At 30.2% G+C, this 13,305-nt stretch carries 14 protein-coding genes and 1 riboswitch; of the genes, 2 read left to right on the top strand and 12 right to left on the bottom strand.

Annotated elements, in window-relative coordinates; genetic code table 11:
• Nucleotides 1-4: 4 nt before the first annotated feature.
• Nucleotides 5-1,213 carry a sporulation integral membrane protein YlbJ gene (gene ylbJ / locus BQ9840_RS01525; RefSeq protein WP_077367379.1) on the top strand — a complete coding sequence of 403 codons (1,209 nt, stop codon included), beginning with the start codon at nucleotides 5-7 and terminating at the stop codon, nucleotides 1,211-1,213.
• A gap of 2 nt (nucleotides 1,214-1,215) precedes the next feature.
• On the opposite strand, the gene BQ9840_RS01520 is transcribed toward ylbJ, so the two are convergent.
• The 6 genes from BQ9840_RS01520 to BQ9840_RS01495 are packed head-to-tail and all read right to left on the bottom strand — an operon-like array spanning nucleotide 1,216 to nucleotide 6,925.
• Entirely contained in the window at nucleotides 1,216-1,662 is a 447-nt protein-coding gene (locus BQ9840_RS01520) for an ATPase (RefSeq protein WP_077367377.1), read from the bottom strand.
• Between the two features lie 5 nt (nucleotides 1,663-1,667).
• Nucleotides 1,668-2,150 (bottom strand): pantetheine-phosphate adenylyltransferase, encoded by a 483-nt coding sequence (coaD, locus tag BQ9840_RS01515; protein ID WP_077367375.1) that lies wholly within the window; start codon nucleotides 2,148-2,150, stop codon nucleotides 1,668-1,670.
• An 11-nt stretch (nucleotides 2,151-2,161) separates the two neighbouring features.
• Nucleotides 2,162-2,719 carry a 16S rRNA (guanine(966)-N(2))-methyltransferase RsmD gene (gene rsmD, locus BQ9840_RS01510; protein WP_077367373.1) on the bottom strand — a complete coding sequence of 186 codons (558 nt, stop codon included), beginning with the start codon at nucleotides 2,717-2,719 and terminating at the stop codon, nucleotides 2,162-2,164.
• Between the two features lie 59 nt (nucleotides 2,720-2,778).
• Entirely contained in the window at nucleotides 2,779-4,842 is a 2,064-nt protein-coding gene (gene recG, locus BQ9840_RS01505) for an ATP-dependent DNA helicase RecG (RefSeq protein WP_234978593.1), read from the bottom strand.
• Nucleotides 4,843-4,897: 55 nt separating this feature from the next.
• Complete coding sequence (locus BQ9840_RS01500) at nucleotides 4,898-6,550, bottom strand: DAK2 domain-containing protein (RefSeq protein WP_077367371.1); 1,653 nt, start codon at nucleotides 6,548-6,550, stop codon at nucleotides 4,898-4,900.
• A gap of 18 nt (nucleotides 6,551-6,568) precedes the next feature.
• Nucleotides 6,569-6,925 carry an Asp23/Gls24 family envelope stress response protein gene (locus BQ9840_RS01495; protein ID WP_077367369.1) on the bottom strand — a complete coding sequence of 119 codons (357 nt, stop codon included), beginning with the start codon at nucleotides 6,923-6,925 and terminating at the stop codon, nucleotides 6,569-6,571.
• Between the two features lie 212 nt (nucleotides 6,926-7,137).
• Here BQ9840_RS01495 and rpmB point away from each other — a divergent pair, with 212 nt between their 5' ends.
• Nucleotides 7,138-7,329: a 50S ribosomal protein L28 gene (gene rpmB, locus BQ9840_RS01490; protein ID WP_077367367.1), complete on the top strand. Its 192-nt coding sequence runs from the start codon at nucleotides 7,138-7,140 to the stop codon at nucleotides 7,327-7,329.
• 343 nt (nucleotides 7,330-7,672) lie between these two features.
• Here rpmB and BQ9840_RS01485 read toward each other — a convergent pair whose 3' ends face one another.
• From BQ9840_RS01485 to BQ9840_RS01460, 6 genes are all read right to left on the bottom strand, one after another.
• A complete protein-coding gene (locus BQ9840_RS01485) occupies nucleotides 7,673-8,308 on the bottom strand; it encodes a thiamine diphosphokinase (protein ID WP_077367365.1) in 636 nt (211 codons plus the stop codon).
• Between the two features lie 19 nt (nucleotides 8,309-8,327).
• Nucleotides 8,328-8,870 (bottom strand): energy-coupled thiamine transporter ThiT, encoded by a 543-nt coding sequence (gene thiT / locus BQ9840_RS01480; protein WP_077367363.1) that lies wholly within the window; start codon nucleotides 8,868-8,870, stop codon nucleotides 8,328-8,330.
• 63 nt (nucleotides 8,871-8,933) lie between these two features.
• Nucleotides 8,934-9,035: riboswitch (TPP riboswitch) on the bottom strand.
• 44 nt (nucleotides 9,036-9,079) lie between these two features.
• Nucleotides 9,080-9,727, bottom strand: a complete 648-nt coding sequence (gene rpe, locus BQ9840_RS01475) for a ribulose-phosphate 3-epimerase (RefSeq protein WP_077367361.1) — start codon at nucleotides 9,725-9,727, stop codon at nucleotides 9,080-9,082.
• 1 nt (nucleotide 9,728) lies between these two features.
• Nucleotides 9,729-10,607 (bottom strand): ribosome small subunit-dependent GTPase A, encoded by an 879-nt coding sequence (rsgA, locus tag BQ9840_RS01470; RefSeq protein ID WP_077367359.1) that lies wholly within the window; start codon nucleotides 10,605-10,607, stop codon nucleotides 9,729-9,731.
• 17 nt (nucleotides 10,608-10,624) lie between these two features.
• Nucleotides 10,625-12,550, bottom strand: coding sequence for a Stk1 family PASTA domain-containing Ser/Thr kinase (gene pknB / locus BQ9840_RS01465; protein ID WP_077367357.1), 1,926 nt, complete (start codon nucleotides 12,548-12,550; stop codon nucleotides 10,625-10,627).
• Between the two features lie 14 nt (nucleotides 12,551-12,564).
• Complete coding sequence (locus BQ9840_RS01460) at nucleotides 12,565-13,299, bottom strand: Stp1/IreP family PP2C-type Ser/Thr phosphatase (RefSeq protein WP_077367355.1); 735 nt, start codon at nucleotides 13,297-13,299, stop codon at nucleotides 12,565-12,567.
• Nucleotides 13,300-13,305 lie beyond the last annotated feature (6 nt).

The raw sequence follows: 13,305 nt of genomic DNA, 5'->3' as shown, positions 1-13,305 counted from the left end.
CAAGATGAATTCTAAGAAAAATCTTAAAATAATATTCTATTTAATAATATTCATATGGCTAGTAATTAATTTGATTCGATTTCCAAACAACTGTATAATTGCTGCTAAAAAAGGACTACTTACATGGTTTAATATTATAGTTCCATCGCTTTTTCCCTTTTTTATTATAACTGACTTGTTAATCAATTTTGGATTTGTTGACCTAATAGGAACACTATTAGAACCATTAATGAAACCTATTTTCAATGTGTCTGGAAAAGGCGCTTTCCCTCTTGTAATGAGTTTTACCTCAGGTTACCCTGTTGGTGTAAAATTAATCTCTTCTCTTAGAAAAGAAAACACCTTTACAAAAGTTGAAGCTCAAAGGCTACTATCTTTCTGTAGTACATCTGGCCCAATATTTATGATTGGAGCTGTATCTACAGGAATGTTAAACAATCAAACAATTAGTCCTTTAATAGTTCTTCCCCACTATTTGGGCGCAATAACTGTAGGTATTATTTTTAGATTTTATCAATATAAAAGAGATAAAAACAATCAAAAATTCACTAAAGCAAGCATAAAAAATTCATTTAATAAACTACTAAACTATAGCAATAACGTCAGTATAGCTAATCTATTAGCTAATAGTATTAAAAGTGGATTCTCTTCTCTAACAATAATTGGCGGATTTATGATATTCTACTCTGTTGTAGTGGAAATATTAAAAACATCTAACTTTATTGATATAATAAATAATATTATAATTGCTATAACACCCTTAAAAACAAATTGTAAAATTTTAGAAGCCTTATTGCCTGGTCTGTTTGAAATTACAATTGGTTGTGTCGAAATCTCCAATTTAACAGAGTTGTCTTTCCTATCAAAAATTATGATAATTAACTTTTTAATAGGATGGAGTGGTTTCTCAATTCATAGCCAAGCCTTAAGCTTTATACAGACTACAGATCTAAATGGCAAAATCTATGTGTTTTCAAAATTATTACATGGTTCTTTTTCAAGCATTTATAGTTATATCCTTTATAAACTTAAATACACAAATTTGACTTTACCTTCATTTAAACCTCAAATTACATTTTGGAATACACTATCAATAACTAGCTGGATTAAAGTTTCTGCTTTTTCATTACAAATATTATTGCATAGCATTGTATTTTTAATAATTTATGGCTTAATAATAAGTTCAATAAATAAAATCTTATTTAATAAATAGTTTTATTTCATACCTCTTAGTTCTTGTCTATTCTTATCAAGAATATCTATTTGTTCCTTTAAATATTCTTGGGTTTCCATTAAAAGATTATCTGCATATTCCACAGCACCTATACGAATTTCTTTTGCATTATTTTGAGATCTAGCCATAATCTCCTCTGCTCTTACTTGAGCTAATTTAGTAATTTCATCATGATCAATTAATTCTTCTAAATGAGTTCTTGCTTCACTCACTATTGTATCTGCTTCTTTTTGAGCTTCAGCTAAAATTCTTTGTTTCTCATCTTTTACCCAACTAGCTTGTTTTATTTCATCTGGTAGTTTTATCCTTATCTCTTTTATGATTTCTAATATTTCATCTTTATCTATCATTACTTTTCCTGAAAAAGGTATGGATGAACTTTCTTCAATAATATCTTCTATCTCCTCAATTAATTGCAATATATCCATAAAACTTATTTACCCCCTTTTAGTTTTTGTTTTAAGGCTTCATTCACCACTTTAGGAACAAGACATGATACATCACCATTGAACGATGCTATTTCTTTTACAATACTAGAGCTAAGATATGCATATTCACTGTTAGACACCATGAATAAAGTCTCAATGTCAGAAAATAATTTTCTATTTGCTAGAGCCATTTGCATTTCATATTCAAAATCCGAAACAGCCCTAAGTCCCCTAACCATTGTTGTAACATTTTTCTCTTTTGCATAATCTATTAATAGCCCTGAAAATGTATCAACTTCTACATTGTCATATTCTTTTACAGTCATTTCTAGCATTTTTATTCTTTCTTCTATAGTAAATAATACATTCTTTGAAGTATTATTTAAAACTGCTACAATAACCTTATCAAACTTATTTGAACATCTTTTGATAATATCTAGATGTCCATTAGTTACAGGATCAAAACTTCCCGGATATATTACTGGCATCTTTTTACCTCCTAAATTATGTTTTTAATATAAAATGTTACTGTTGTATCCCCATAATTTCTTTCATCAACTTTCTTTAAGCAAAATAGAAAATCCTCAAGTACTAATCCCTTTCCATGTTCCACAATAATTAGTGTATCTTCATTTATAATTTGACTTTCACAAATTAACTTCAATGCTTTTTTCTCAAGTTCTTTGTTATATGGTGGATCCATAAAAATATAATCAAAAGTAATATTATTCTTTCCTAATACTTTTACAGCTCTAAAAACATCATTTTTATATACCTCAGACTGACCCTTAAAACTTGTTTTTTCTAAGTTTTCATTAATAGCCTTAATACTTTCTTGAGAATCATCAATAAAATATGATTTTTTAGCACCTCTACTTAAAAATTCTATTCCAATTCCACCAGAACCTGAAAACAAATCTAAAACTACAGATTCCTCATGTATTTTACCTATAATATTAAACAGTGACTCCTTTATTCTGTCTTGAGTAGGCCTTGTATCTAATCCTTTAGGAGCTTTCAATCTAAAACCTTTTCTACTACCTGAGATTACTCTCAAAAGATCACTCCTCTTTTATCTATATTTTAACATATATTTTATAACAATAAAATAAATCTTTAATTTAAAACTATATTATCAATTTTATCTTTAAACATTTTGATTATTTTATATTTTATCAGACTATATTTATCTTTTTGAAGATTTGGATCTTCTTCAAGAATATCATGTGCTTTTACTTGCACCAACTTTAATATATCCATATCTGTAAACAAATTAGCAATTTTTAAGTCTGGAAGTCCATGTTGCTTTGTTCCAAAAAATTCACCTGGGCCTCTAAGCTCTAAATCCTTTTCAGATATTTCAAACCCATCATTAGTTTTTTGCATAATTCTCATTCTTTCTCTTGCTATTTTATTTTTCCCTTCACTTATCAAAATACAATAAGACTTATATTCACCTCTACCAACCCTGCCTCTTAATTGATGAAGTTGAGCTAAGCCAAATCTCTCTGCATTATAAATCACCATAATACTAGCATTTGGTACATTTACACCTACTTCTATAACTGTTGTTGATATGAGTATATCAATATCGCCATTCTTAAATTGCTGCATTATATAGTCTTTTTCTTCACCTTTCATTTTACCATGAAGTAGTCCTAATCTAAACCCCTTAAAAGCCCCATCTTTAAATTTATTATATAATTCCTCAGCTGCCTTCAAATCTAAGGAATCTGACTCTTCAATTAGTGGAGATACTATATATGCTTGTCTACCTTCTCTAATTTGTTTTTTTATAAATTCAGTCACTCTTTTTTCCATCTGTAAGCCAACTGCATATGTACCAATTTCTTTTCTACCTGGAGGTAATTCATCTATAACAGATATATCTAAATCCCCATATAAGATTAGTGCAAGAGTTCTAGGAATAGGAGTAGCTGTCATAACTAATATATCTGGATTTAATCCTTTTTGTGATAAAACGGCTCTTTGCTTAACACCAAATCTATGCTGTTCATCTGTTATAGCTAGACCCAATTTATAAAATTCAACATCTTCCTGTATTACAGCGTGAGTTCCAATAAGTACATCAATTTTTCCATCTTTTAGTCTTTGTAATATTTCTTCCTTTTTCTTACTCGTTAAACTACCAACAAGTAATTCACAATTTACATCATAGTTTTTAAGCATTTCTGAAACTGTTTCATAATGTTGTGTAGCGAGAATTTCAGTTGGAGCCATCATAACTGATTGATAACCTGATTTCCACGCCTTAATCATAGCTAGAACTGCTATAACTGTTTTACCTGAACCAACATCCCCTTGAACTAATCTATTCATTTGTCTTTCACATTCCATGTCCTTTTCAATTTCTTTAATGACCCTTTTTTGTGCTCCTGTTAATTCAAAGGGTAATGATTTAATAAAGTTTTCAACTTCTGAAACCTTTTTAAACATAATTCCTAGATTGTCAGATTTATTCTTATTATTTATTAAAAATAATCCTAGTTGAAGAATAAGCAGTTCCTCAAAAACTAATCTACTTCTTGCTTGATGAAATTCATCTCCACTTGTTGGAAAATGCATATTTAATATGGCTTCTTTTACAGGCATTAAACAAAATTCTTCAAGAATCTCTTGAGGTAAAACTTCCACAACTTGATTTAAATTATCTTTAAGTGCATTACCAACGATTTTAATCATTTCATTATTACTAAGTTTTTCTGTTAATGGATATATGGGAATAATCCTTCCAATCTTTCCTTTGGAGGAGTTTTCTAATTCATAAACTGGAGTTGTTATTTGAACTTCATTTCCAATTCTTTTTATTTTTCCATTTACAGCTAAGACTTGACCAATCCTAAAACTATCAGCTAAATAATCCTGATTAAACCATACTAAATAGGCCATTCCAGTATCATCTTTCACAGGCAACTTTAAAATGGAAAGATTTCTTCTTGGCCTCAGCACAGTTGGATGATTAATCACTTGAACCTTTAAACTAAGCTTTTCACCTTCTACACAATCTACTATCTTGCTAAATTTTCTCCTATCATCATAACTTCTAGGAAAGAAATATATCAAATCCTCAACTGTAAATATATTTAATCGTCTCAACTTAGTGGCTCTTTTTGGTCCAACCCCTTTAACATATTGAACTGACATAGATAATCTTTCCACTTTAACACCTCAAATAATATATTTCCCCTACCTATATAGGTAGGGGATAAGTTAATCACTCAATTGAAAAAATATAATAGTATAGAGGTTGCCCACCATAGATTACTTCAACATCACAATCTTCTAATTCACTCTCTATTTTTTCTGCTAATTCATTCGCTTCATCTTCAGTAATATCATTTCCGTAAAATATAGTAATGATTTCTGAATCCTCTTCTACAACTTCTCTTATCAGCTCAAGGGATACATCATCTTTATTCTTACCATTTGATATTATTTCTCCTTTACATATTCCTATAATATCATCTTTTTTTATTTTAACTCCATTGATTTCTGTATCTCTAACTGCATAAGTTACTTGACCTGTTTTAACATTTTGTACTGCAAATTCCATAGCTTTTAGATTTTCATCTAAATCCTTTTCATAATCAAAAGCTAAGAGAGCACTTACTCCTTCTGCTATAGTCTTAGTTGGAAAAACCTTTATGTTTCTATCACTAATTTTCATAGCTTGTTCAGCTGCCAAAACTATATTTCCATTATTGGGTAGTATAATGATATTCTCACCATCTACTTTTTCTACACCTTTTAAAATATCTTCTGTACTTGGATTCATTGTTTGCCCACCAGGAATAACATAATCTACTTTTAAATCTTTAAATACATCTGAAATGCCATCACCCATAGCAACAGTAATGAAACTATACTTTTTAGGCTCTTTTTTTATATTATTTGATTTTGAGACTTTATTTTCATATACTTGATCTTCATTTTCTATAAGAAGATTTCTATGTTGAACCCTCATATTGTCTATTTTTATATCATTTAATTCACCAATAGCCAATCCTTTTTCCAGAACTAAACCTGGATTATTTGTATGAATATGAACTTTAATCATATTCTCTCCACCAACTGCTAATAGAGAATCACCAAAAAGTGATAGTTCTTTTCTAAACTCTTCCACATCTTTGTTTGTCTTCTTAACAATGAACTCAGTACAATATCCATATTTAATATCTCCCGTTGATACATCATGATCAAAATGAACTTCATCTTTCTTAGCAGAAATAGGTTCATATTTTATTTCTCCATGAGAAATCAAGGCTTTAAAGGAACCTTCCAATATAACCATTAAGCCTTTTCCACCTGCATCCACAACTCCTGCCTCTTTAAGTACAGGAAGCATTTCCGGGGTTTTGCTAAGTACATAATTTCCATGTTCTATTACCTTATTCATGAATATAACTACATCTTTTTCTTTTTTTGATATCTCTATTGCTTTTTCTGCACAGCCCCTAGCCACTGTAAGTATTGTTCCCTCTGTTGGCTTCATTACAGCTTTATAAGCAGTTTCAGAAGCTAAATTAAAAGCTTCGGCTAGAGCTGTTGTATCTACACTTTTTCTATCTTTTAATCCATTTGCAAATCCTCTATATAATTGAGATAAAATAACTCCAGAGTTTCCTCTAGCTCCCATTAACGAACCATTACTAGCTGCTAGAGCTACTTTTTCAGCACTACATTCATCAAGATTCAATATTTCTTTTATTGCTGATTGAACAGTTAGGGACATATTGGTTCCTGTATCTCCATCAGGTACAGGGAATACGTTTAATGCATTAACCTCTTCTTTATTTGCTTCAAGATAGTTTGCTGCACCAATAAAAGCCCTTTTCAGCGTTGCACCGTCTATATACTCTATTCTCAAAGTTTGTACCTCCTTATATTACTTTTGAACATTAATTCCTTGTACTAGTACGTTTATTTTACTTACATTAAGTCCTGTATAATTTTCTAAATTATATTTAACTTTCTCGATTATATTTGCTGCAACTACTGTAATCCTTACTCCATATTGGAGTATAACATGCAAATCAACAGTTATCTCATTATCTTGTGTATATACTTTTACGCCTTTGGATAAGTTTTCCCATTTTACTAATTCAAAAAAACCTTCTGTAGCATTTTTACTTGCCATTCCAACGATACCATAGCATTCCATGGCTGACAATCCTGCAATTGTTGCTAATACACTATCATCTATGCTAACTGTTCCGTAGTCATTTTTAAATTTACTTCCCATTACCAAAACCTCCTCAAAAATATTTGTAACTATATTTTACCTTATTACAAAAAATAGTTCAACTATTCCTAGTTTAACTTTTATATTTAAATCATGTATTGCAATTATATGCACTCGTGTGTTAGAATATATGTTGTTATTATGTAATGATGTATATACTATGTAATAGTATGTAATAGTATGTCATATAGTCAGTTAAGGAGGTGTTGTAAATGGCTAAGTTTTGTGAGGTATGTGGAAAAGGTAAAACTTACGGAAATAAAGTAACTTTCTCAAATAAGAAAAATAATAGATCTTGGGCTCCAAATGTTAGAAGAGTTAAAGTTGTTATGGATGGATCTCCTAAGAGAATCTACGTTTGTACAAGATGCCTCAGATCTGGAAATGTAACTAGAGCATTATAAAAAATTTCAATAAAAATTTGGCTTCCCATATTACACTGGAAGCCTTTTTTCTTGCTCTTTTATCTACATTTATATAGAAATATGCCTAAAGACAAAATAGCTACACCAAATAAAAACAACCAGAAATTTAAAGGTAGTACTTTTAGGATTAAAATTAACCCAATTATTATTAATATAATCCCAAATATATTTTTTTTAGTGCATCTATTATAATGCCTATAACCATGTCTTTTGAAAAACTTTTTCCTTTTCATGCACATCACCTCAAAAGTAGCTTTTATACATAGTATTCAAAAAAAATCAATAGTTGCAAAAACAAAAGAAAAAGCCTTAAACTAGGCTTTTAATCTTTTGAGATGATTACTAAACATGTTCCATTTTCTACTTTTATATAACCATTCTCTTCTACAACTCTATTACTAATACCTAGAGTAGATGAAAAACCAAACTCTACCCTGTCTGTTTCATATTCAAAACCTGTCAATGTGACTTTTGCTCCGTTAGAAGTAATAGGTATTATAGATACGAAGGTTCCCTCTTCTCTAGATACACATAATTCACTATCAGTAATATAAACTCTATTATTTTCATCAATAATAACACCTTTAATTCCTCTTTTTAGTAATTTGTCTAGTATAAGAATATTGCCTAATGTATGATCAATTCTTGAACCTGTTACTCCCATAAAAATAATTTCCTTAAATCCTTTTTCTATTAAGTACTCTGTAGCTAACTCTGTATCTGTAGCATCTTTTTTAGGATTATATCTCTCGATATTAATATTATTACTTTCAATTTTCTCTAGAGTATTACTACTAATAGAATCTAAATCACCTACTACTAAATCTGGCATAACATTGATTGCTGCAATATGGTTTGTACCACCATCTGCACATACAATAAAATCTACATCTTTAATTACAGACTTTAAAATATTTAAATCACTAATTTCACCATTAGATACTATAAGACCTTTCATTTTAATCCTTTCAATTCAATTATTTTTGTATTTTACTTATAGGTTTCCAAATTAGTACAAGTATTATTGAAGATATAATAAATTCTGGTAATAAATATCCTCCATTATAAAGTGCAGAATAAACCCAAGGATTTTGGTCTCCAGCATATTCTGCAAAGAATATAACCCCTGAAAGTAAATGTGAAATCAATCTTCCACTTATAGCTAATAATACCCCTAAAACTATCATAAAATATTTATTATTACTTAATTGTTCATCATCCATTTTTGCAATACCAGCTAGTCCTAAACATCCAAAAGCAATTGGATAGTCCAATAAGAATTGTATAGGATGATATATATATGGTTCAATTGCAAATTGCAATAACCCATATACACAACCAACTAATAATCCTGGTCCCAGTCCCCATCTCATAGCAAATATCATTATTGGAATCATACTACCAGCGGTAACTGAACCCCCTTGTGGAGCCTTATAAATTTTAATAAAGCTCAAAAGTGTTGCTAACGCAATCATTATTCCTCCTTCTGCTAACATCTTAACATTCCATTTCTTCGACATATTAAATCCCCCTTATTTAATAAAATAAAACCCATCACCTGAAAAGGCAATGGGTTTGTTTCACAAACTAACAAATCACTTTCCTACGCTAGTATTACCTAGTTCAGGTAAAAGGGTCGGAACCATAGTTCCCTCTCAGCTATAAGAGCTCCCCTAGTGTTAATATTGAGTTCTAACTTCATTGTATCACAAAAAACATTGAAAATATATTAAAGATTCTTAAACATTCTTGTTTTCTCAATTACATCTCTTCCTCCAAATATAGCCGAACCTGCAACCAATATATCTACTCCCCAACTAATTATTTCTTTTGCATTATCAAGCTTTACTCCTCCATCTACTTCAATTTCAACATTTAAGCCATTATTATCAATCATTTTCCTAAGGGTTTTTATTTTTCTCTCCATTGCAGGAATAAATGATTGTCCACCAAATCCTGGATTTACAGTCATAATTAAAACCATATCTATATCTTCTAAAACATATTCTATACTTTCTAGTGGAGTTGAAGGATTTAATGCAACACCAACTTTTTTTCCACAACTCTTTATAGCTTGTATAGTTCTATGTAAATGAATAGTAGCTTCTTGATGTACAGTAATGATATCAGCTCCAGCTTTTGCAAAATCTTCAATATATCTTTCTGGTCTATCAATCATTAAATGAACATCAAAAGGCAAATCAGTAGTGCCTCTAATTTTTTTAATAACTGGTGGACCAAAAGTTATATTTGGAACAAAAATTCCATCCATTACATCTAAATGTACATAATCTGCTCCACCACTTTCAATTTTCTCAATCTCTTCACTCAGTCTACTGAAATCTGATGATAATACAGATGGTGAGATTTTAGTCATTTTAGTACCTCCTATTACTTTTTATTTCATTGATAAAGCTTAGGTAATTTTCATATCTGGTCTTTCCTATTTCTCCAGATTCGACTTTTTCTCTTACTTGACAACCTGGTTCACTTATATGCAAGCAACTGGAGAATTTACATTGAGTACTGTATTCTTCGATTTCTTTAAAATAATACTTTAAATCTTCTTCCTTTTCTATAAAATCTAAGTTCAATGAACTAAAGCCAGGGGTATCTAAAACATATCCACCAAATTCTAATTCTAATAATTCTGTATGTCTTGTCGTATGTTTACCTCTTTTCGTTTTGTTGCTAATTTCGCCTGTCTTTAGTTCTAATTTTTTTTGAATTTTATTTAAAAGTGATGACTTACCAACTCCAGATGGTCCTGCAAATACAGTGACATTATCTTTTAGGACCTCTTTTAACTCATCAATTCCTTCATCTGTCATTGAACTTGTTAATATAACCTTATACCTTGCTTTTTCATATGTTTTACAAATACTATCAATTGTATTTGTATCAACTAAATCAACTTTATTTATGACAATAACTATATTTATACCTACTCCTTCAGCTAACACCAAAAATCTGTCTAACAACCAAAGATTAGGGTCTGGATTCTTGATACTAGCAACTATAACCGCCTGTGAAACATTGGCTACAGGTGGCCTCTTAAGTTGTGTTTTTCTTTCAAATATTTCCTCTACATAACCTGTTTTGTTGCTATCAGATTCTCTAATTAAAACTCTATCCCCAACTAGAGGAGTAATATTTTTTTCCCTAAACGCACCTCTTGCTCTACATTCATATACTCCTCTATCTGTTTTTACATAATAGAAGCCACCAACACCTTTAGTTATAACTCCCTCTAGCATACAAGACCTCCCTAATTTTAATCAGGTAAAGTAACCTGATATACATCATCAAAGTATATATCGAATTTAGCATTAGGTTTTCCTTCTAAATTAACCACTATACTTCCTTCACTAACATCATGGACACTATTATATTTCAATTCACTAACCCCATCTTGGGTTCTGTATATTTTCACTTCAGTTTGATTTCTATCTTGAGGCAATGTTATTTTAATAGATCTTACTACTTCTTCATTACCTGTACCATTATTACCTTCATTTTTCTTTTCAGGGCCTTTGCTTACAGAAATATCTATCGCAGTATTAATTTCAATTTCATTACCACTTTCAATACTCTGCCAAATTACCTCACCTTTCGGAACATCATCACTATATTCAGGTAAAACTTCTCCAACTTTCAATTGGTTAGCTATTAATGCTCTTTTAGCCTCATTTTCCTTTAATCCTGTTATTTTAGGCATAATTACAGTTTTAGTTTCAGGTCCCTTACTTACAATTAAGCTTACCTTACTTCCTTCAGGCACTTCCATATATGGGTCTGGATCCTGACTGATAACAATATTTATAGGTATAGTATCGCTATATTCATATCTTACTTCCCCTTCAGATAATCCAGTTTTATCTAATAATTCATCTACTTCCGTAATATCCCTATTTTCTAATTTAGGAACTTTAGCAAGCTTACTACCTAAACTTACATCTACTTCAATTGGATAATTTTTCTTGACCTTTGTGCCAGGTTCAACACTTTGAGCTACAACTTGGCCTTCCTGAAATTCAGAATTATTCACTTTTTCTCTAACTGCAAATTTCAAACCCAAACTCTCAATCTCTTCTTTAGCCACTTCTTCTTGTAATCCAATAAGCTTAGGAACTTCTACTTCACTAGATCCAAATAGTCCTTTAAATTTAAAAGAACCTATAAACAAACCTGTAGCAACAAGAAAGGATAAAAGTATTCCCCAGAAAACTGCCTTTTTACTACTATCATTACTATTCTTCTTTTTTTGTTTTACTTTTCTTTTTGTTTCCATATCATTAGTTTCTCCTTCACCACCAACTACTGGTATAATCCTAGTAGCTGAATCAAGTTCATTAGTATCTTCAATAAAATCTATTTCTCCATTAGAATACTTAATTTTTCTCAAATCTCTTAACAATTCTCCAGCATTTTTATATCTTTCAATTTGATTCTTTTTTACACATTTCATTATGATATATTCTATATTTTCAGGTACAGAAGCATCAATTGTTCTAGGAGGAATGATTTCTTCCTCAACATGTTTTAGTGCAATTGATATAGGACTTTCACCTTCAAATGGAACTTTTCCTGTAATCATTTCATACATAACTATCCCTAATGAATATATGTCTGACTTCTCATCTGTAAATCTACCTCTAGCTTGTTCAGGTGAAAAATAATGAACTGAACCTATTACATTTGAAGTATTTGTCATTGTAGTAGATGTAGCAGCTCTCGCAATACCAAAATCAGTTACCTTAACTCTTTTATCTTCTGTAACCATTATATTATGTGGTTTTATATCCCTATGAACAATATGATTATTATGAGCATGTTGTAATGCCTCTGCTATTTGTATGGAATAATTAATAGTTTCTTCCGGTGTTAATTTACCTTTTTCCTTAATAATTTCCTTTAATGTTTTTCCTTTTATATATTCCATAACAATATAGTAAGTATTACCTTCTGAACCAACATCATAAATACTTACAATGTTTGGATGAGATAAACTTGCAGCTGCTTGTGATTCATGTCTGAATTTTTTAATAAATTCTTCATCATTAGTAAATTCATCTCTTAACACTTTTATGGCAACATATCTATTAAGTAACTGACATCTAGCTTTATAAACTAAAGCCATTCCTCCGCCACCTATTTTTTCAAGTATTTCATACCTACCGCCTAAAATTTTTCCAATCATCTAACCACCCCATTTCATACAATTTTAACAGCTATTGCTGTTATATTGTCTAGTCCACCTAATTCATTGGCTCTCTTTACTAAACCTTCACATGCTTTTTGCATATCATCATTATCTTTAATTATGTTTTTAATTTCTAAATCATCAATCATATTAGTCAATCCATCAGTGCACAATAAGATTATATCACCTTTTTTCACTTCATCAATGACAATATCTGTATCAATACTCTTACTAGTCCCAACAGCTCTGGTAATAATATTCTTTTGAGGATGATATTGTGCTTCTTCGGCACTAATACTACCATTCTTTACTAGTTCTGCAACAAGAGAATGATCTTCAGTTATTTGATAAATTTTATTATCCTGAATAATATATACTCTACTATCACCAATATGGCCTACCAACAGTTTTTTACCTAGAATATAAGCCATTGTCAAAGTAGTACCCATTCCATTAAATTCTAAATTAGCAAGAGACTTTTTATATATTTTTTCATTAGCTTCATCAATAGCTTGTTTAATAGTATTTATAATTGTTTTCTCATCTTTTGATACATTTACTTTGTTTGAATTAAATACTTCAACAATTATCTCAACAGCCATTTTACTTGCTACTTCTCCTGCCTTATGTCCTCCCATTCCATCAGCAACAATGAACAAAGGCAAATCTAGTGTCTTGGAAGAATAATAATAATCTTGATTGTTTTCTCTTAATCTACCTCTATCTGTGCATACTCCTATTTGCATGCCATC

The organism is Anaerosalibacter sp. Marseille-P3206, assembly GCF_900155565.1.
GTDB lineage: Bacteria > Bacillota > Clostridia > Tissierellales > Sporanaerobacteraceae > FUHM01.
Note: the sequence above shows the minus strand (reverse complement) of the source record. Positions and strands in the feature narration are given on the sequence as shown.

What these genes read in the sequence shown, in the direction of transcription:
- ylbJ (WP_077367379.1), top strand. Translation starts at nt 5, where the DNA reads ATGAATTCTAAGAAAAATCTTAAAATAATATTCTATTTAATAATATTC.
- thiT (WP_077367363.1), bottom strand. Translation starts at nt 8,870, where the DNA reads ATGTCGAAGAAATGGAATGTTAAGATGTTAGCAGAAGGAGGAATAATG.
- rpe (WP_077367361.1), bottom strand. Translation starts at nt 9,727, where the DNA reads ATGACTAAAATCTCACCATCTGTATTATCATCAGATTTCAGTAGACTG.
- BQ9840_RS01520 (WP_077367377.1), bottom strand. Translation starts at nt 1,662, where the DNA reads ATGGATATATTGCAATTAATTGAGGAGATAGAAGATATTATTGAAGAA.
- BQ9840_RS01485 (WP_077367365.1), bottom strand. Translation starts at nt 8,308, where the DNA reads ATGAAAGGTCTTATAGTATCTAATGGTGAAATTAGTGATTTAAATATT.
- pknB (WP_077367357.1), bottom strand. Translation starts at nt 12,550, where the DNA reads ATGATTGGAAAAATTTTAGGCGGTAGGTATGAAATACTTGAAAAAATA.
- BQ9840_RS01460 (WP_077367355.1), bottom strand. Translation starts at nt 13,299, where the DNA reads ATGCAAATAGGAGTATGCACAGATAGAGGTAGATTAAGAGAAAACAAT.
- rsgA (WP_077367359.1), bottom strand. Translation starts at nt 10,607, where the DNA reads ATGCTAGAGGGAGTTATAACTAAAGGTGTTGGTGGCTTCTATTATGTA.
- BQ9840_RS01495 (WP_077367369.1), bottom strand. Translation starts at nt 6,925, where the DNA reads ATGGGAAGTAAATTTAAAAATGACTACGGAACAGTTAGCATAGATGAT.
- coaD (WP_077367375.1), bottom strand. Translation starts at nt 2,150, where the DNA reads ATGCCAGTAATATATCCGGGAAGTTTTGATCCTGTAACTAATGGACAT.
- rpmB (WP_077367367.1), top strand. Translation starts at nt 7,138, where the DNA reads ATGGCTAAGTTTTGTGAGGTATGTGGAAAAGGTAAAACTTACGGAAAT.